We start from the raw sequence: 19,277 nt of genomic DNA, 5'->3' as shown, positions 1-19,277 counted from the left end.
AACTGAATTGCCACCATGGCATTCTTGCCCCAACCCCTGCTGCCACAGAGACCGGTATGACAGCCATCCACATCAAGTTTCCCGCGCTGACGCTCAAGGCCGGCAAACGGGCCTTTGCGCGCATTCGCGAACAAGGCCTGAAGCCGGCCGATGTCGGCATCCTCCCCGGCGCGGCCGGCGGGCCCAAGGCGTTGGGCATCCAGGGCCTGGACCTGGCCCTGTTCGGCGACTGGCTGCCCCGCGCGCCACGGGAACGCGCGCTGATCGGCGCGTCCATCGGCTCCTGGCGGTTTGCCAGTGCCTGCCTGCCCGACCCCGTGCAAGGCCTGCTTGACCTCGGCCGCCTGTACAACGAACAGCGTTTTGCCAAAGGCGTGACCATGGCCGAGGTCACCCAGAGCTGCCAACGCATGCTCGACGACCTGCTGGCCGGCCGTGATGCACGGGTGCTGGACAACCCGGACTATCGCCTGAACATCATGGTGGTCAAAAGCCATGGCCTGCTCGCCGATGATCACCGGGGTCGCCTGGGCCTGGGCCTGTCATCGGTGATTGCCGACAACCTGCGGGGCCGCGCGCGGCTGGCGCGGCATTTCGAGCGGCTGATCATCCACGACCCACGCCAGCCGCCCCCGGTGCACCCGTTGACGGACTTCCCGTCACGCTTCCTCGCCCTGGCGCCCGGCAACCTGCGCCAGGCCCTGCTGGCCTCCGGTTCGATCCCCATGGTGATGCAAGGCGTGCGCGACCTGCCCGGCGCCGGCGCGGGCACCTACCGAGATGGCGGCCTGCTGGACTACCACCTCGACCTGCCCTACCACGGCGACGACATCGTGCTGTACCCGCATTTCACCGACCGGGTCATCCCCGGCTGGTTCGACAAGGGCCTGCCGTGGCGCCGCAGCAATCAACAGGGTTTGCAGGACGTGCTGCTGCTCGCGCCGTCCAGGGACTACCTGGCGCGCCTGCCCCACGGCAAACTGCCGGACCGCAGTGACTTCAAGCGCTTCCTCGGCGATGACGCCAGCCGCAACAAGTACTGGCAAACCGCAATGAGCGAGAGCCAGCGCCTGGGGGAGGAGTTTCTCGCGTTGGCCGACAACGGCCAGTTGGGAGAACACCTGCAAGCCCTTTGACCCAGTGGTATGCGCGGCGACGGAGCAAGCTGTTAAACTCGCCGCCTGCCAGATACCTGAACGAGCTGAAAACACTGTGGAAATCTTCAAGAATTCCACGGTAGCCTCCCGCCACAAACCGCCTCGCATCACAATCTCCATGATCGCCAGCAATTCGTAGCGTTAAGCGTATCACCGCGTACCACTCAATACCTTCCCAATGCAAAACAGTTAGTACATTATCCAGTACATCGAAAAATCAACGCGCGGAGCAATGTACTAGTGGCGCTCACGGACACAGCAGCCAAGCAGGCAAAGCCCAAAGAAAAGGGATACACCCTCCCCGACTCCCTTGGCCTTTCACTCTACGTGGCTCAAAGCGGCGTAAAGAGTTGGCATTTCCGATTTACATGGCTTGGAAAGCAGGTGCGCATCTCGATCGGGACTTACCCGGAGACCGGCCTCAAGGAAGCGCGCGCACGCAGAGACGAGGCGCGAGAGGACATCGCAAATGGAGTAGATCCGCGCGATTCAAGAAGGGAAAAGAAAGCCGGGATGATCGCGGCAGGCGGGCAAACCTTCCGTCGCGTCTATGACGAATGGCTGGCGTTCAGGAAGGGGAGCATTTCGCCGGGCACCTACAGGGTGATCAGCAATGCCATGGAGCTGGATGTTCTGCCAACGCTTGGCGATCGACAGATCGATACTATCAAGCGCGCCGATGTCATTGCGCTGATTCGCCGGGTGGAAAAGCGTGGATCTGTGGCTACTGCCGTGAAGGTACGCCAGCGCATGAGCCAGGTGTTCAGCTATGCCATCGCTACTGGCGTCATCGAGGCGAATCCCACCGCCGAGATGCACGCCGTGACCGAGAAGATGGGCCAGCACAAGCCGCACCCATTCCTACCTTTTAGTGAGATGCCAAACACAATGGCCGCGATCCGCGACTGCGCATCTGGGCATCAACTGAAGGCGGCCTTTATGTTGATGATCTACACCGCCTCGCGACCAGGCGAAGTAAGACATGCCGAATGGTCTGAGATAGACCTCGATGCGGCGATCTGGACGACGCCATCCGCAAAGATGAAGATGCGGCGAGACCACTCTGTGCCTCTGTCCACACAGGCTATCGCCATTCTTGAAGGGATGCTGCCAATCACGGGCGGAAAGCGCTATGTATTCATCAATCGAAACACCCCCACCGCGCCGATAGGGACCAACTACGCCAACAACGTCATGGACTCCTGTGGGCTCACCGGAATACAGTCGCCGCATGGATTCAGGCACCTGTTCTCAACCGAGATGAACCACAGGGGATATAATCGCGACTGGATCGAGCGACAGCTCGCGCATGCAGACGCCAGCATTATCCGCGATGTTTACAACCACGCCTCCTACCTGGAGCAGCGCAGGGCGATGATGCAAGAGTGGGCGGACCTCATCACGATTAATTCATAAGGGGCACAGCGTCCCTCCCCGGCGTCCTGCCGACCAACACAACCCCCTTCGCTTGCACCAGTGGCACACCGCCTGTACAGTCGCCCGCGAGTTTTTAGCCCGCGATCTTGGGCGCAATGCGCGGATCGGATCTACACAAAAAATGGAGAAATAATGAATCCGCAACAGAGGAATGTTTCGCTCGATTGTTTTCGAGGGATATTCGCCATAATCGTCGCCGTAGGGCACTTCTACTTTTTTGCTCAGATGCGCGATGTAATACCTCGCTCGTTCGTACTGGCCGTAGACTTCTTCTTTGTCCTGAGTGGCTTCGTCCTAACCAAGTCGATATTGCGCTCAAAAATTGAGGGCAATCAGTGGTTCGCCGGTTTTATCGAGAAACGTATATACCGGATATTCCCGGTATTCTTCCTTGCGGTAATAATTGAACTCATCGTAAAGAAAATCACCGGCTATGTCCCGTGGCCTACTTCATTCGACGTCTTCAAGACAATAACCCTGACCCAGCTTTTTCCTTTCAACAGCGCATCAGCATTTTCAATAAGCGCTGTCAAAATTGGCTGGAGCATATCGGCAGAATTCTGGGTAGGCCTTCTGTTCTTTCCGTTGATGTACGCACTCAAGGATCGCTTTCGATACATTCTTGTACCAGCCCTGACAATACTTTCGATTATTCTTGTCGTCATAATAAACAGGCACAGCCCTGAATTCATGGACGTGCATTACAAGGTGGTCGGCGAAGTTCCGTATGGCTTTATCCGTGTCATTATCGGATTCAGTCTTGGCGCCGTAGTAGCAACAACAGACGCGGCAAAATCGCTAAGCAGCATAAAGGCATCTATAATTCAGGTGTTCTCCATTGTTGCTATGATCTACATGTACACAAGCACAAGCTACAACAGAGAAAACGATTACATAGCGCCATTTCTTTTCGCGCTATTCATTTTCTCGCTCTCTTCAAACAAGGGCATTGTGTGCCAAGCAACTCGAAACAATGTTGGTGATTTCCTCGGGAAAATCTCGTACCCGGCATACCTAATTCACCCTACCGTGCTACTGGTGTATTACAAAATGGGTTGGCAAGTAAATCAGCCTTTCCAGCTACTTAGCTATCTCACGATAGTTCTGGTGGCGTCATACGCAATACACGTTACTGTCGAACAACGATTCATCGACTACATTTCCGCAAAGCAACGGTCTGCAAGGGCCGAAAAGCATCAAGCGGAAGCGCCTGCTGAGAACGCAAAGGGTATCGCGTAGGGAACTAAGCAAGACGACATCGGTGCCGCCCACTATTCGGCGGCACTGATTTGTGTGATTTGTTCTACGTGAATACGTTTGATCAGCCTGAAACCGCTTAAATCAAGGGCCGCCCACTCAATTACGGAAATGATTCAGCCCCTCCCCCCCGGCGTTCTGCCGAACGAACAAAATCACCCAAGTACAAATCAACCAAGCCAGGGTACTGACAAACGTCCGGCGCCCTCTCCAGCTTGGAAACAACACGCAACATTCTCCAAGGCCAAACCAGAGGCGCAGCGTAGAGACTGGTCTATGGTCTCCCTAGCAGTCCAACGGAGCTGTAACAAGGAGAAACTCATGTCCAAGTCTGGAAGCGGCAAGAGCGGTTCAGGATCAACTGGAAAAAGCGGGAGCGGCGGCGGTTCCAAAGCCCCTGCGGTTCCAAATCTGCCAAGTACCACCGGCAACCCTTCTGGGGGTGGTAGAGGGAATGCAGCACCGAAAGGCAAATAACTGAAGCCCGGCCAAGCGCCGGGCTTTTCATTTGTTGCTCGGATCGATTGCGTCATAGCTCCGCTCACACGTCAGCCCAGCTATTCGGGCTCGATCAAACGCAACCGCCAGCTCTCCCGCTCTTTTGTCAGCCCGCTGGAGCAGGTCGGAGAGCACCATTGCGGCGCGGGTAGCTGACGCGCCTCGCTGGGCAGCTCCGGGATCGCCGCAGGCAGTGGCAGCAAACTTACTGGCTTCGGCGCGCAACCGGTCACCAGCAGCATCAGCGGTGCCAGCATCCAAAGTTGCAGCCTTGTTCTGTTCTCGCGCATCGCTTGCTTCCTTGTTCACTGCCGCCTGGCGGCGCTGTTCTTCGTTGCGGGCCGTGTTGCCCGCTTCGGTAATGGCGAGCGCCTGGGCCTTGCCGATTTCTGCCAGCTGTTTGCCGTAGCGCCAGTCCTGCACTTGCCAGGTGCTGCCGCCAGTGATGGCCATGGCTAGCAAAATCGCAGTCAGGATTTGTCCGGGCGTCACGACATCACCCCGCCCGCCAGGCGGTACTGCTTCAGAAGATCCTCCAGCCGGTGCTCTCGCTGACCATACCCAGCACCCGGCAGGCTGGCCCAGATGTTCCGGCACTTCGAGATAGCCGTCTCGATCCGGCCGGCAAGCACGTCAGGCAAGGCCCGGCACTCGCGGATATGTTGCAGGGCCAGCAGGTCCTGGCTGATCGGGCTGAAGTCAGGCAGCTTGAGCAGCGCCTTGTAGTGCGGCCAGTCCTTCAGCATCTGCTGGTACCGGCCGGAAGCATTGGACGTCAGCCCCTTGCTGTTGATGACCTTCGACGCGCGCCCCTTGGCGAACGGGTGGTCCGTGAAATCCTTGAACACTTCAGGCTTGCGGTCGATGCCAGTCACGATGACGTCGTAGCCATCCATGGCCGTGGCTGGCGAGGTGCTGGTACCTTCGGACCAGCCGAGCATATCCAGGAAGGCCAGCGCATTGCGGCCGCCGGCGAGCGATTCAGAAAGTCGTGCCATTGCTTTTCTCCAGGCAATAAAAAACCCGCTCGTGGCGGGTGTCGGTGTTAGGTGCAGGATCAGACAGGCTGAACCGGGCGCTTGCTGCTGTCGGGGAAGTCGGGGTTGGTGTCGGTCCACTTGCGCAGCTCACGCCAGTACATCTGCCACTGCTGCGCGCTGCCAAGGATGCCCTCCTCGCCGTACTCGATGGCGGTCACGGTGTCTTTGGCCTTGGGCATCTGCTCGTCACGCCACTGGTTTTCAGTGTCCGCCAGCTCCTGGGCGGTTGGCACGTACGGCGGCGGGATGTATTCGTCCCGCTTGACCAGCGTGCCGCCGATCTCTTTGACGTACTCAAAGATGTCGATGTCTGCAGCTACGGCCGTGACGCTGCCGTCTTCGCCAACAATGATGTAATCGTCCGTCATGCCCACTCTCCAATGATGACCACCTGGGTTGGCGCGCTGTTGGGGTCTACCAGGGTGGTCCCGGAAACCATCAGGACGCGAATTGCAGCAGTGTTTCCCGAGCCCGTGGTCGTCCAGTCAACCAAGAAGCTATCAACGTAGGAGGATCCACCACGGCCGCCGGTGAAGCCCAAAACCTTGAACCCAGCCTTCAGCGTCCTCGACATGTTTATCGTGTACGTACCGACAGCTACGCGGGTTACCGACGCGATATTGTTTGAAGCGCTGAGAACTGGCGGGGCCGCCGTTGTGAAAGTGCCTACTGCGATAACCTGATTCGCGGCGACGACGTCCGACTTGAGAAGATACCTGGACAGCTCTGTCACAAACGCCGAGCTGTCGGTCGGGTAACCGGTGATGGTGCCGTACGAAACCGTGGTCGCCACGGACTTGTAAGTCCCATCCCCCGCCAGAAACTTTGCCTGATCGCCTGCAGCAGGAGCAGGAACTATGCCGGATCTGCCGACCGCGCTCGCGGTAGCCCCGAACATGGCGGGCAGTTGTGTGGCGTCCAGCACCGTCTTGCCGGTCGGATAAAGAACCAGGTAATCATCAGCACGGATGTTTTTGCCGCTGGAGCGCCTGACCGCGACGGCGCTGGAGGTCCGATCAAACAGCATCATGGCCCAGTGGTATTCGTCGTTGTCGTCAGCGTACCCGATCTTGTACCCCGAAGACCCCGCATCAAATCTGGCGGTGGTGCTACCAAACTTGTACGGGGAGTTGGCTGTATTTACGCCCGTGGTAAAGCTTTTGCTGATGCCGAGATCCATGGAGTTCAAGTCTGCTGGTGAGGCTTTGAACCCAGGCACTCCCCAGCCGCTAACCGTGTTTTGGGTCTGTAGCTTTCCGATAGCAGTCAGAATTGAATCGGTTACAAGAACAACCGTCGAATTGGTGACCACCATACCGGCAAGGGTGCTCGCAATAGTTCGCGCATTCGTCCACCACCGGTTCGTGGTCCCTTCTGTGATTTTGTCGGTCGTTGGCAGTTGCGCTGTGGGTACGACACCTGCGGCGTCCAATGAAGCGAGGCCGCCAGGCTGCGACTTCTGCCCAACAAGCTGCCACGCCGCGCTGGAGGCTTGTCGAAGCGCGTCCGCACTGTCCTTCACGTAGCCTTGCACCGGCATGATGGCGTAGACACCGGTAGCAACCGTTGCCCCCAAGTACCCAGGCGTAATGGAAAGGGTCGTGTTGCTGACGATGTTGTCTACTTCGTACCACGCACCATCGGGGCCACGGAAACCATCGCCGACCCGCGCATTGGCGAGGAACGCGGTGCCCGTACCGACAACCGCGGTCGAATTTTTCGTAACGGAAACAGTGCCCGCCCTGTACCAGCCCATACTTTTCTCCAGGCAATAAAAAACCGCACAAGGCGGTTATCGGGTTCAATTCGAAATATCAGCAGTTAGGAAATCGGCTTGGCAAAAACAACCGGGATAAACAGGGAGGTTTGCAGGTCAACACCGACCGCTTGAATTACCAGTCTGTCGTTGTGATATTCCCACACCGCGTACATATTCCCTTGCCTTGATGTACTTCCAGCAATATCCATCGCAATGTTGTTTAGAAGCATGTAATCGCCGCTCGCCAGGCTGGATGGCGCTGTCCAGCTAAGTCGATAAACTCCCTGGCCAGTCTGACTCGCCCCCAAATAGGTCCAGCCAGTTATTGACCTTGTGAATTGTGCACAAGGCGTGCCGCTATCAAATAGAAGTTTCGAGCCTCCATCCCACAGGCGAAATCCATGAGTAGCCGTTGGCTCTGATTTGAAAGCCGCCGCAAACCATTTGCCAGACGTGCCCTGGCCTGCGATCCCGGCAAAAGAGAAGCCGGTCCACGCTCCAGCTGATCCCTGAATCACGCAGAAACACAGCGTGTTGGACTGGTCCAGCCTCACGAAAACCAGGGGAGGCTCGTCTGATGTAATGGCCTTCGGAAATGGCACATATACCCCTGCGCCATTGCCGCTCCATGTGCCTTTGCCAAGCACCACCAGTCTTGCAAATTCAGAGTCCAGCGTTACTACATCATTGTTATTGGTGAACGTGACGCCATAAGTCATCACCGAAACCTCATAACTAGAAGCCTTTGAGGGCTCAACCCAATCGGGCCCGTGGAAGTAGCTGGGTTTCCAAAGTAGATCGTCACCCCTCCCGCACCAACAACGGGCGTGTATTGAATGGCATAGTTGCTTTGCCCCGAAGTGTCATAAGCCGCGACGGGAATGCAAACAGCCGAGTGGGTCGATGGGTCAATGCCGGGGATGGACACATACCGAGTCCTCCCTGGCGCCGGAATGCCAGCTTGAACGATCTCTGAATAAACAACCCGGACAGTAAACGAGTTTTCATCCAGCTCAAGGAGGCCGGTCGGCCCCCACACCCTCATGCCAAAGTTCACGCAGAAAGATCCCCCCACTGGTAGCGCTTGACGTCATTGTCGTCGTAAACCTTGCCGCCACGGTTGTTGATGGTCTGACGCCCGCCCGCGCCTACAGTGCTGTTCAGCTCGAACTCACCGGTGACGAAGTTGATCATCAGCCCGGTTTTCCCCGGAACGTAGTTCGCCGACTGGATGCTCTGGGTCAGCTTTGCGACGCCAATCGACGCGTCCTGGATGAACGCCGAACGCATGAACACCTGGCCGTTCTGCACAGTGAACGGGGTGAACACCTGCCCGCCGGCCAATGTGGTGACAATGGAAAAACGATCCGCGCTCACCAGGAACGTGCTTTGAAGCACGCCATCGACGTTCTCAATGCCAAGCCCGATCCCAGCCATCACGTACTGCCCGTTCTGGTTGAGCTGCATCTTCACGGACCACATCGTCGAGAGCTTGCCCTCGGCGTCGGCCTGGGCCTTGCTCACAGTCTGGATATCCGCCGAGTTCCCTTCGAGCTTCACGCCGACTTGCTGAATGGCCTGGGCGGTCACCTGCCGATCCGTGACCACTACGCGCTCCAGATTGGTCACGGTGCCGGCAACTTCGCCCACAGAAGCTGTGAGCTCAGTCTGGCGCTGCACAGTGGCCGCGTATTGCGAGGTGCGCACCGTCACTTCCTGCGCGAAGCTCGCCGTGGCGTTGTAACCCCCGAGCGCATCCGCCAGGTCGCCTTCCCCATTGTCATCCCGGGAAGCCGCCTGCAACGTCTGTAGGCTGGACGCCTGTGCTGTGACCACACCGTTCAGCTCGGTGATGCTGGTGGTGTTGGTCGCAACCTGGCGCGCCAGGCCACTGGCCGTGACCACAGCCTGGCCCACGTCCTGCCAGTAGATGGCATTCGGTGGAGGCTTATTCGCAGGTACCGGGGCAATAGCCTGGTAGATCCGCTTGCCGACCACCACCAGGTCATCTACCAAGTAGGTCAACTTGGGGTCGTAGACAGCCAGTCCGTCGAGCGCATCGATCTGCGCCTGCAAGCCCGGGATTTTGTCGATCTCGGTAATGATGTCCTTGCCGAGTTCAGTCCTGCCCACCTGGCCGGCGATCAAGTCCAGCACCGGCGCCGCGTCTGCGCTGGCCATTCCCATCACGCCGTTGCCGACGGGATAGAACGGGCCGATGTTGCCGGTGCGGTCCACCAGGCGCGCCCAGAAGAAGAACTGCGCGCCGGCCTTGAGAGCCTGCATGCGGTAATTCGCCTGGGGGTAGGCCAAGTCGGAAAGCTTGGTGGCCGCCGGCAGGTTGTTGGCCTGGCCATACCAAAGCTCGGTGCGCTGGGTGTCCTCTGCGCCTGGTGGGAAGGCCCAGCGGATACCGATGCCGAACAGCTCGCTGGTGGTAGTCAAGGACGCCACCGCCGGCGGCAGGCCTTCTTTGCCCTTCAGGTTGGCCAGGTTGGAGCTCTTCCAGATCGACGAGATTTCAAAGGCGCTCACCGAGCGGACCCGGGCCATATAGGCGCCCGAGTAGATACCGGTGACATCCACACTCGTCGAACCAGTGCGCTGCAGCTTGATCCAGTTGCCGCTGTCCTTGCGCCACTCCACGTCATAGGCGACCGCGCCATTCACGGCAGGCCAGGAAATGTTCATGGTGCTGATAGCCAGGCCTTGGTCGATAGCGACGTCCGCAGTGACGGTTACGCTCTCCGGCGCAGGAACCACGGTGATCGGGATCACGCTAATAGAGCGATCTTCAAGCCTGGCCCCAGTATCAATGCTCGGAAACTTGCTCGGCTCGTACTGCAAAGCACTGATGTCGTAATCGCCCTCGGGAGTGCGCGCGACCCTCATCACTCTGTAGAGAGGAATGGCGAGATCATCCGCATCGATAGCCCACTGAAGCTGTACAGCAGGCGCTTCACTGTAGGCAACAGTCACAGTAACGTTGCGGCCGTTCACGCTCTCCACTGTGCGCCCTTCTGCCCGCCCACCCGGCAGATTGATCACCAGCCGGTCGCCGGCCTTGGCCAGGGTGTCGCGGTCCAAAGTGACGACCTTCCCCGCCGCCGCCGCAATGCGCCCGCCGATCTCCCGGCCCGCCAGCAGCGAGTCGGCGACGGGAATAATGAAGCCTGGCAGCGGGATTCGGCCTTCCATGCCGGTTCTGAAGCTGATGGTGCGGTCCTGGTTGTTGCTCAGCACCAGCCACTTAGCGCGGCGCTGGGCCTCAGATGCACGAGTGCAGCCGATGGCACTGATCTCAGTAGGCTTGTCGCCCAGGCGACGCTGGAGCAGCAGGTCCGCGTAGACCGTGACGTCTGTGTCGTAGTTGTTGAGCGGGTTGTCGTAGCTGACCAAGCAGCGCGTAAAGCGGGTCTTCGCCGATGCGCTTCCGTAGGCGATTTTCCCGTCGATAACGTTGGATCGGGTGAAGACGTAGTCCATGTCCTGCGCCCGAGGCATATCAGCCTGCATCACCAGTTGGCCTTGGGCCCAGTAGGTCATGCCTCGGTATATGCCGGCGATGTCGCGCAGCAGGGACCATGCATCAGCCTTGCCCTGGAGGTTCATGTCGCACAGGAAGCGCGGCTCAACGCCGTCTGCACCATTTGGCACCATTTGGTCGCAGTACTGCGCAATGCGGTAGAGCTCCCACTTGTCCACCATCCATGGCTTGATGCGGCGGCCCAGACCAAATCGGTCCTGGGTGCAGATGCCGTACGTGATCCAGGCCGGGTTATTGGTCCAGGCCTCCTTCATGGTGCCATCCCATGCGCCGGTGTACGTCCTGGCCAAGGGGTCGTAGTTGCTCGGCACCTGCCAGCGGCGGGCCTTGCACTTCACGGTCACGGCCGGAATGTTGGTGAACTGCTCGGCATCGAATTCGATGAAAAGCAGCGCCGTGTTCGGGTAACGCAGCTTTGCATCGATCACCTGGGTGTAACCGGCAATGAAAAGGCTGTCGGCGACCTTGTCGGTGTTCTGGTTTGGGGTGATACGACGAACACGAATCAGCCAGCCACTGTTCGCGGGCGGCAGATCTATGCGCAGGGACCGCTCATAGCGAGTGGTGGTCTTACCCGACATCGCGCCGACCAGAACTTCTTGATAGGCGCCGCCATCGGTAGCCACGTCCACCGCGTACTGGATGGTGTAGCCGTTGATGTTGCCTTCGCTGTCCTGGCTCGCAAGTCGCGGCGTGGCCAGGCGGATGCGCGCGGCTGAGAGCTGAAGATTGGTCAGCGACTGAACCCATGGCGCGCCGCTGCGCAGCTCGATATTCAGTGAGGTTTCATTGTCGACAGACGGGATGCCTGGGATGTAGGTCTGATCCACCGAGCCTGGGCGCCAGTCCCACTTCACGTTGGTGAAGTTGAAATTTCCGCTGGCATCCTGGATCGGTGTGTTGTCGAGGAAAATGTCGCGCGCGGTTGGCGTTTCGTCGAACTCACCCTCGCCCACGGCGATCAGGATCTTGGCCACGTTGGTTGAGCGCAGGCTATCGGGCGCCTCTACTGGCGACTTAGGTTTGCTCTCGCCACCTTTGGCACCTTGAATATCCAGCTTCTGTGCTGCGCCCATGCTTTCCTCCAGGCAATAAAAAACCGCCTCTTGGGCGGCTTGCTCGATGCGTCGTGGTTATGTCTTGTCTTCGGCGTAGATCGATGCCGAGATAATCGCCCCGCCCCACCGGCGGTCGCCGATGCAGATAGGGACAGGGTTGCCGCTGGCTGTGGTGTTCTTTGCGCTGCCGAAGGCGTAGCTGGGCATGTTTTCCGGTGATGCGCTCTGCTTGAGGCCTGCCGCCTGCGGGCTGAGCATCTGGATAACGCCACCTGCCAGCAGCGCGATACCTGCGGGCGCCGTCGGCGCGCCAAAGTAACTTGCCGCGATCAGCACCACGCCCAGCACGATCTGCAAAATCCCGCCGCGCTTGCTGCCTTCGATCACAGGAACAATCCTGATCTCCCTGGCTCCGCCCATGCCGAACTCGTCCGCCCCGACGTTTTTACGGTTGCGAAAGATGGCGAAGCGAAGGCCCAGGCGATCAAGACGGCGGATCTCGGCCTCGAATCCGTCAATGGTGGCCTTAAGCGCCCTGAAAACTTCCCAGGTATCGCCCGAGGAAACCTGGCGCCGGTGCAGCCTGCCGAACTTCTGGGCCAGCGAGCCCGACAGCTTGATGGTGGTCATCGGCGAATAAACAATGGCGCTCATCGGGCCTCCTTGTGTCGAAGAATTAAGCGGGTGCGCTGCAGCCAAGGGCCGCCGTAGACGATCACCTCTGACGGCCGACCATAAAGGTGGTGCATCACGAATGGACCAGGGCCGAACACGCCTGATTCCTCCCCAGGCAGCGCCGGGTCAGTACCCAGGTAGATCCCCGCATGGTTCGGGTGGACCGTTCGACCGACCTGCATGACGACCATGTCGCCGCGCTGCGGGGTGTCGACCTGCTCGAAGCCGGCGGCGGCGTAGTTCGCCTCGTATAGGCTGGCGCTGTCGGCACTCTCCCACCAGCCATCGGCGCGCTGGAAGGCCTCAAACTCAACGCCCCACTCGCGAAGATACCAATCGGCGCAGACCTGCCAGCAGTCCCAGGCGCCGTGTACGAACGGGCGCTTGAGCAGCGGCGTGTTGCCGGTCGGCGTGATCGTGCGCAGGTCTCCCTCAGGCCACGACAGAATGTGCCAGGGCAAGGCCGTGGCCTCGCACATCGCCAGGTCGCGCGAAGACGGCCTGCTGGTGGCGTCCGGGTGCGAATGCACGATACCGATCACCTGGCCCTGGTCTTCCGCCGCGGCGTAGTCCTCAGGCTCAAGCCGGAACTCTTCGTTCGGCTCCGTGGCGATATTCCGGCACGGGAAGTACTTTTGCGCCCGGCCCACGGACAATACCAGCCCGCAGCACTCTTTCGGGTACTCGGCCGCCGCATGAGTCTGGATTGCCGAGATGATGTGTTTGCGCATTCTTCAGCTCCGGGCAATGAGTGAAACAGCGGGAAATCCACCGAATGAGGCGGGATTTCCTACGCCAAAGCGCGGGTCGCAGCCCTTGCCAAGCGTTCCGTCGCACTCATCGAGTTCAGGGTCATCAGTGACAACCCCGTCCTTCGTGACGTAGGGGCCGGTGTATCCACAGTTGGGGCCTCTGTAACCACCTGTGAGGCACCAGTGGCACAGCGTTGTCATCTGCCGACCAATGGTTTCACCGCCAACATCGCCCGGACTGGCCAGGTCCCATGTGACCGTCTCACCGTCCTCATTGGTCTTCTGGTCGACATACCAGACCTCGATCGATTCTTGGGTGGGGTCGGCCGTAGGATTTCCGTCTTCGAAGTTCGCGGCGTCCAGGAACTCGGCCAGCGTGTTGCGAATGGTCAGCTTGAACTCAAGAAGATCCTCGAAGGTCAAGCACAGGGCTGTGATGCGCCCATTGACGTTGCCGACTGACAGCTTCGGCCGTACTGCCGTGCCGTCGCCGTTCGCCTCGCTTCCCTCGTACTGCATGGGCCAGGCGCCGTACTCTTCGCCTTTCCACCAGATCGACTTGGCCGGCAGTTGGTCAGCGTTCGGGCCGGCGGCCAGCAGTTCGGCAGGCGTGTGCGGGATCGCATGGCCGTGGAAGCGCAGGACATCGGCTCCGTAATCGCTTCCGTCCAACTCGAACAGCATGACTTCGTTACCAGGCTCAAGAGTCTGGATAGCATTGATCAGCGACATGGATTGACCTTTACGGGTGGAAAGCGCGCTCGAACGTCGCTGTCACTTTGAATACCCCCCCGCCCATGGGCGTAGGGGTTGGGTTCTTGCAGGTGAACAGGCCAAGCTGTCCAAGCGGGGTTGTCCAGAGAAAGGCTTTGGCACCCTTGTGACGGTCGAAGAACGCCATAATTTCCAGCGCTCTCGCCTGTCCGCCTGTGTGGGTGATCGGATAGGAATCGACTTTGTTGTTGATCCCGTCTCCGACCTCTTGCTTGTAGCCGTCCCCGAACTGCGAGGTGCGCACCCGATAGGTAATATCGGGTGCCTCCCCGTTCTGGGTGGCCCAGGTGAACGTTTCAATCGCCATGGTTACCTCCCGTTGATGACTCGCCAGATTGAGCCGCCAGGCTGAAGGCCCTTGGCAATTGCGGTTTCCGCCTCAACCTTGGCCGCCTGCTGGATGCCCTTCCCGAGTTGAGTAGTGTCTTCCTGCGTCGCGGTACCGCCATCGCCAGAGGTCTGAACGGATACCGATACGGGGAAGTTGTAGGTGTTACCAGCACCTCCCCCGCCACCACCGCCCAGCGCACGCACCCCAAGCTCACCGCCGGCCGTCCTGGTCAGCGGCATGATTGCCTCTGGCCCAGCCTCGGCGAAGATGCCCGCGCCTTTTGCGAAGGCGAACATCTGCGGCTTGTCGTGCACCTGGTTGCTGAAGCTCGACAGGCTCGGGGAGTCGTACACGCCGCCCTTGGCATTGGCCGTGATCGCGCCGCCAATATCAGAGCCGAAGCTGGTACCGCCACCACCGCCACCACCAAGCCATGCGCCCAGTGCAGTGCCTGCGATGCTGGATAGAAGGCCGGACGCCGCTTGGCGTGCAGCAATTCGCGCCATGTCCGCGATGATCGACTTTGTGAAGTCGGCGAAGCTGAGTTTTCCGGTCAGCGCAAAATCGACGATGGAGTCTTCCATGCTGGAAAAGGCATTGGTGAACAGGCCCTTGGTTTGCCCTGCTACATCCTTCGCAGACTCCAGGTAGTTCTGGAAAGCCGACGACGCCCCTTTGCGCCAATCCCCCTGGGCCTCCGAGATCTTGTCGTAGTTTTCTACCACCGTATCGCGATACTTGCCTTCCGCATCCTGAAGGCTGGCCAGGTCGCGCATGTAGTCTTCCTGGCTGTACTTATCAGGCGCGGTCTTGCGGCGATCCAGTAGTTTGGCGCGCTCGTCGTTGAACTTGTCCGTGGTTGCGTCGAGGCTGGCTTGCAGGCCCGCCTGGCGGTCTCCAAGACCTAGCCCGTTCGCTGCGCGGGAGCCGGCAGCTTCCAGTGCGGCCCGCTGACGCTCCAGCTGGTTGACGTAAGCCTCCGAGGCGGCCGTCAGTTGCTCCAGGCGGCCTTTTTCGTTCGTTGCAATGACGGTCAGCTGGCTGTCAGCATCCTTCTGAGCCTTGACCATCCCCTGCCGTGCATCGGCGATCTTCTGGTCGATCTGGATGCTCTGCGCAGCCGTCGTGGACTTCTTACCCTTCGCCGCCTCCAGTGCATCAATCTCTGCCTGGTACGCCGCGGTTACATCGTCCTTTTCTTGGTTGACCAAGGCCGACCGCTGCTTGGCATAGTCCGACAGCGAAACTACGCCGGCTTTCTGCTGGGCCTCCAGTTCCTTTTGGGCATTCCGGTATTCATTGACGATATCGGACAGGTTGTTTTTGGCGTTGTTGAAGCTGGTTAGGTCGACTTGAGAGCTTGCGGCCTTGGGGTCTTTGTTTTTGTCGTTGAGCCCTTTCAGCAAGGTGTCGTAAGCACCCCCTGAGAACTTTTTACCGTCAAAATCGACGCCATCCAGAAGCTTGGACTTTTGGCCCGTCCTCTCAGCGTTCTCGTAAAGCGTTCTGAATTTATCGTTGAGCTTGTCCAGCCCCGCTGTGCGCTTGTTTAGAGGGTTAATCTCATCGAGCTGCGCATCCAGTTCTTTTTGGACCTTGATAGCTTTCTGGTTTGCGTCGGTGTTCTCGCCAGTGATGATTGCTAGATTGGCGCTGGCTGCTTGCCTGGCCTTGAGGCTTGCGAGTTTCTTCTCCAGCGCTTCGGTTGAGTCGGTGTCCTCCAGTCCTAGCATCGAGTCAAATGCTGTGCTTGCCTTGCCCAGCCCCGCAGATATAGCCCCCGATACTCCGCCCGCCTTGCGTGTATCAAGCACGCGCTGGGTTAGCTCTATCTGCTTCGCGAGGTCTGGAAACGCTTCCGACCGAATGTAGGAATATGCGCGTTTTGTCGCGTTTCCGATGTCATCCCAATCTCGCTCAATATCGGAGAGAGAGCCTCGATAAGCCTTGAGGCGCTCTAGAGCCGCCTCATTCAAGTTTCCACTCAGGACATCAAGTGCGCGCTGATGATCGCCTTGGTCATCAATCCCCTTGATCACTTGGTATTGATCTAGGGTAAGCAACCCATACTGGCTGCTGATTTTTCCTGCAGCCTCTGTCGCTGTATCACCGGCGGTGGCGAAAGACTTCGCGAGTTCGCCAGCGCCCTGCCCCGTGATTTCGCTGATCGCTGCCGCAGCCTCAGCCAGGTTGCGCATCTGCGTACCGCTTGTTGCGGCCCCCGACGCAAGCGACACAACCGCTTCACGCGCGCCGGATAGATTTCCAGTGATTCGCCCGGCGCCGTCGGCCATATCCTTCAAGCTGGCAATTGTCTGGCCGGCGCCGTTGGTTCCGCCATTAATTGCGGCATTGAACTCGCGCGCCTGCTTCATTGCATCAAAATAGGCGTAGCCAAGCGACCCAAGAACGGCCACCAGCAGACCGGCTGGAATTATCATCCCCGCCAGACTTCGCGCTGATTCGCCGGCACCAGCACCCAATTGTGCAATGGCTCGCGCACCGCTCCCCAGATCGCCCGACTGCAGGGCGTTGGCAAGCTGCATTACGTTCTCTTGGGCCTGGCGAGTGCCGAGCTTCAATTTGTCGAACGCGGTCTCCGTGGCGGTCAGCCCGGCACGGTCCTTGCCGATCTTGGAAAGGGCCTCCTGGTATCGTTCAGCATCTATCTGACCTGTTTTGTGCAGGTCGTTTAGCGCTTTCTCTTGGTCCTCCAGCTTCGCCAGCTTGACGGTCACTGGGTCAATCCCGTTGACGGTGCGTTTCAGCGCCTCAATGTGGCGGTTTTCGGCATCGATCAGCTTCTGCTTCTGCGCCAACTCCTTGGCTTCGGCCTTCTCGATTTTGTCGTAGGCCCTGCCCAGCTGATCTTGATACTTTGCCTGATCTTCGATAGTGACCAAGCCGCCTTTGCGAGCGCGCTCCAACAAACCCTCTGCCCGCACTAAGGATTCAATGCTGTCGATATTGCCCGTCATCGCCTTGTCGAGCTGGCTGATAACGGTGATCTCTGCGGCGGCGCTTTCAGTCGCTTTGCGGCTTGCACCGGACCTGCGATCTATCGCGGCAGTGGACTTCTCGACGCCCTGGGCTACCTCATTTTCTGCCTGAGTGATCTTCTTGCCCGTGTTGGCCAAGCCTTCACCAGTCTTGCCTAGGTCGTCGATCGCCTTCTGTGCACCTTCTGCCGAGTCGACCAATTTATCCAGGTCGTCAGCGGCCTTTGCTGCTTGCGAGGACTCAACGGCAATGCCCAGGGAGGCGAAGTTGGTGCTCATTATTTTTCTCCGGGCATAAAAAAACCCGCCGTAGCGGGTAGTGGTTGTACTGATGTTCAGCTTCGAAGCAGTCTTGCTTTTTCGGCTTGGAACTCATCTTCCGAAATAAATCCGCGCTCCTTCATGGACACAAGCTTTTCAAGGGCTTCGTATCTGTCGATTTCTGGAGCGGTGGGGCTGTTCTTCGCTTCCACAGGCTTGCTTATGGCGGATGCTGACCAGACCAGCGCAATCACCCACCCTATGAGAGTCCATCCCAAAAATAAGTTAAGAAGAAATATGGAGTCCGTATTTGGGTGCTTTCTGCTTTTGCCGTTAATAGTTGGCAAGAAATAAAGCACCGCACCAATAAAAAACAGCATTAGAGAGCCAATCACTCCCGGTTCACTAGACATAGACCCTTCTCCTTGATCAAGAAAAGCAATCTACCATTTTCAGCAGGAAGCGCCAAAGCCCCGCATGGGCGGGGTTCTCGTGGGTTGGGTGGAGGCTAGGCGGTGACGATAGGATTCACCAGATGCAAAAAGCCCAGCGCGGGGCTGGGCTTAATTAGACGGGAAACCAGAAGTAACCCATGCGGTAGTTGGATATTCTCTGGAGAAAGCAGCGCTTTCAGCTCCAAAATATGCACCAACACCTGCTAGCATAGGCCAATCTTTCATTTGGTCATGCCCAGGCTCGAGAATTGTCACAAGCATGTAAGGGCTAAGCCTGACATCCCACATCCGCCCAAAAACTAATATTTTGTCAGATGTGTACGCTTGAGGATCAAGGATTCCTTCCCTCAACATTGCATCCCATCTGCGGGATACGCCTTTGTGCTCGAGGTGCACCTTCTCTAAAACGTTTTTAATCGCGGGGGGAGCGACGAACGGTGTCGTTTTTCCAAAAAAATCGCCAGCGCCGATCAAGCCTTGTTTCCAAAGGGAAAATTCGCTTGCGTACGATTGCGAGAGTTTTTCGCCGATAGCTAACGTGAGCTTCCTGCTCACCACGACGGCCGTCATAGCGAGACGTGCTTATCCATGCGCATAGATTTGAAAAAAGCACTATGCTCACGGACCACCTTATCCAGAAGGTCCTGCGAGATGAATTCGGGGCGCTGGCGAGCCATCTTGCGCTCGTAAGCGCTAAGCGTGGATTTCTTTCCATCCGAATGAATATCAGTATTCGCCATGGTGTTCACCCTGCTGGGTTGAGAGGTTTCTGCGTAGTAGTAATGGTTGACGCTTATGTCAACTATTATAACCAGAGCACAACCATTTACAACTGTAAACAAGCATTCGCAACCACTTTCGACCGATTATACGAATACTGATTCGGATCTGAATTTGAATTTTGCTTCAGAATCAAGCATTCGGCTTCTGCTCAGGATTCGCCTACATCTTTCTCTCACAGCTTTCCGCTAGCGTATAAGCACAGAATAATCAGGCTCCTCTCGCGCGCTCCCGCTGCTCTGCCATCACCTGCAGCGCTTCCGCCTCCATACGGCGGAAGTCGCTGAAAATGGTTTGTCGCTGGCTGATCGGCACGCCGCACATCCGAATCACCTCGGAGAGAACGCTGTAATCCATGCCTGTTGCGCCGCACGCGCCTGTGCGCCACTGGGTGCTCATGGCCTCGAAGACTTTGAAGGCGTCCCAGTTGTCTGGCCAGATGCCGACTTCCTTGTCGGGGATATCCTGACGCGACAACCCAAAGGCCATCAGCTCTG

Annotated in this window: 18 protein-coding genes; 3 read left to right on the top strand and 15 right to left on the bottom strand. The window is 58.3% G+C overall.

Annotated elements, in window-relative coordinates:
- Nucleotides 1-56 precede the first annotated feature (56 nt).
- The 3 genes from B348_RS0112910 to B348_RS0112900 all read left to right on the top strand — a co-directional run bounded on the left by B348_RS0112910 (nucleotide 57) and on the right by B348_RS0112900 (nucleotide 3,833).
- Nucleotides 57-1,136 (top strand): hypothetical protein, encoded by a 1,080-nt coding sequence (locus B348_RS0112910; RefSeq protein ID WP_017736531.1) that lies wholly within the window; start codon nucleotides 57-59, stop codon nucleotides 1,134-1,136.
- A 261-nt stretch (nucleotides 1,137-1,397) separates the two neighbouring features.
- Nucleotides 1,398-2,573, top strand: a complete 1,176-nt coding sequence (locus tag B348_RS0112905) for a tyrosine-type recombinase/integrase (RefSeq protein WP_017736530.1) — start codon at nucleotides 1,398-1,400, stop codon at nucleotides 2,571-2,573.
- A 153-nt stretch (nucleotides 2,574-2,726) separates the two neighbouring features.
- Nucleotides 2,727-3,833: an acyltransferase gene (locus tag B348_RS0112900; protein ID WP_017736529.1), complete on the top strand. Its 1,107-nt coding sequence runs from the start codon at nucleotides 2,727-2,729 to the stop codon at nucleotides 3,831-3,833.
- Nucleotides 3,834-4,355: 522 nt separating this feature from the next.
- Here B348_RS0112900 and B348_RS0112895 read toward each other — a convergent pair.
- The 15 genes from B348_RS0112895 to B348_RS0112820 all read right to left on the bottom strand — a co-directional run bounded on the left by B348_RS0112895 (nucleotide 4,356) and on the right by B348_RS0112820 (nucleotide 19,269).
- Nucleotides 4,356-4,841 carry a DUF2514 domain-containing protein gene (locus tag B348_RS0112895; protein WP_017736528.1) on the bottom strand — a complete coding sequence of 162 codons (486 nt, stop codon included), beginning with the start codon at nucleotides 4,839-4,841 and terminating at the stop codon, nucleotides 4,356-4,358.
- Nucleotides 4,838-5,347, bottom strand: a complete 510-nt coding sequence (locus B348_RS0112890) for a glycoside hydrolase family 104 protein (RefSeq protein WP_017736527.1) — start codon at nucleotides 5,345-5,347, stop codon at nucleotides 4,838-4,840. Before B348_RS0112890 ends, B348_RS0112895 begins: the two co-directional genes overlap by 4 nt.
- Nucleotides 5,348-5,406: 59 nt before the next feature.
- Nucleotides 5,407-5,757, bottom strand: a complete 351-nt coding sequence (locus B348_RS0112885; RefSeq protein WP_017736526.1) for a hypothetical protein — start codon at nucleotides 5,755-5,757, stop codon at nucleotides 5,407-5,409.
- On the bottom strand, nucleotides 5,754-7,145 hold the full coding sequence (locus B348_RS1000000131950) for a hypothetical protein (protein ID WP_017736525.1): 1,392 nt from the start codon (nucleotides 7,143-7,145) through the stop codon (nucleotides 5,754-5,756). The genes B348_RS0112885 and B348_RS1000000131950 overlap by 4 nt, the downstream gene beginning before the upstream one ends.
- A 65-nt stretch (nucleotides 7,146-7,210) precedes the next feature.
- Nucleotides 7,211-7,867: a hypothetical protein gene (locus tag B348_RS0112875; protein WP_017736524.1), complete on the bottom strand. Its 657-nt coding sequence runs from the start codon at nucleotides 7,865-7,867 to the stop codon at nucleotides 7,211-7,213.
- Nucleotides 7,868-8,201: 334 nt separating this feature from the next.
- Nucleotides 8,202-11,771 (bottom strand): phage tail protein, encoded by a 3,570-nt coding sequence (locus B348_RS01000000130000; RefSeq protein WP_017736523.1) that lies wholly within the window; start codon nucleotides 11,769-11,771, stop codon nucleotides 8,202-8,204.
- A 57-nt stretch (nucleotides 11,772-11,828) separates the two neighbouring features.
- A complete protein-coding gene (locus tag B348_RS0112860; RefSeq protein ID WP_017736522.1) occupies nucleotides 11,829-12,407 on the bottom strand; it encodes a tail assembly protein in 579 nt (192 codons plus the stop codon).
- Nucleotides 12,404-13,159, bottom strand: a complete 756-nt coding sequence (locus tag B348_RS0112855; RefSeq protein ID WP_017736521.1) for a C40 family peptidase — start codon at nucleotides 13,157-13,159, stop codon at nucleotides 12,404-12,406. The genes B348_RS0112860 and B348_RS0112855 overlap by 4 nt, the downstream gene beginning before the upstream one ends.
- A 3-nt stretch (nucleotides 13,160-13,162) precedes the next feature.
- A complete protein-coding gene (locus tag B348_RS0112850; RefSeq protein ID WP_017736520.1) occupies nucleotides 13,163-13,912 on the bottom strand; it encodes a phage minor tail protein L in 750 nt (249 codons plus the stop codon).
- A 10-nt stretch (nucleotides 13,913-13,922) separates the two neighbouring features.
- On the bottom strand, nucleotides 13,923-14,261 hold the full coding sequence (locus B348_RS0112845; protein ID WP_017736519.1) for a phage tail protein: 339 nt from the start codon (nucleotides 14,259-14,261) through the stop codon (nucleotides 13,923-13,925).
- Between the two features lie 2 nt (nucleotides 14,262-14,263).
- Nucleotides 14,264-17,563, bottom strand: coding sequence for a phage tail tape measure protein (locus B348_RS0112840; RefSeq protein ID WP_017736518.1), 3,300 nt, complete (start codon nucleotides 17,561-17,563; stop codon nucleotides 14,264-14,266).
- Between the two features lie 56 nt (nucleotides 17,564-17,619).
- Entirely contained in the window at nucleotides 17,620-17,958 is a 339-nt protein-coding gene (locus tag B348_RS01000000129995; protein ID WP_017736517.1) for a superinfection immunity protein, read from the bottom strand.
- Nucleotides 17,959-18,108: 150 nt separating this feature from the next.
- The gene (locus tag B348_RS0112830; RefSeq protein WP_017736516.1) at nucleotides 18,109-18,570 is read right to left on the bottom strand and encodes a hypothetical protein; all 462 of its coding nucleotides are present in this window, start codon (nucleotides 18,568-18,570) and stop codon (nucleotides 18,109-18,111) included.
- Nucleotides 18,567-18,740 (bottom strand): hypothetical protein, encoded by a 174-nt coding sequence (locus tag B348_RS1000000131760; protein WP_017736515.1) that lies wholly within the window; start codon nucleotides 18,738-18,740, stop codon nucleotides 18,567-18,569. Before B348_RS1000000131760 ends, B348_RS0112830 begins: the two co-directional genes overlap by 4 nt.
- 250 nt (nucleotides 18,741-18,990) lie before the next feature.
- Entirely contained in the window at nucleotides 18,991-19,269 is a 279-nt protein-coding gene (locus B348_RS0112820; RefSeq protein ID WP_017736514.1) for a DUF1799 domain-containing protein, read from the bottom strand.
- Nucleotides 19,270-19,277: the final 8 nt, after the last annotated feature.

Origin of the sequence: Pseudomonas sp. CBZ-4 (genome assembly GCF_000346755.1) — a bacterium.
Lineage (GTDB): Bacteria > Pseudomonadota > Gammaproteobacteria > Pseudomonadales > Pseudomonadaceae > Aquipseudomonas.
This window is presented reverse-complemented; position numbering and strand designations above follow the sequence as displayed.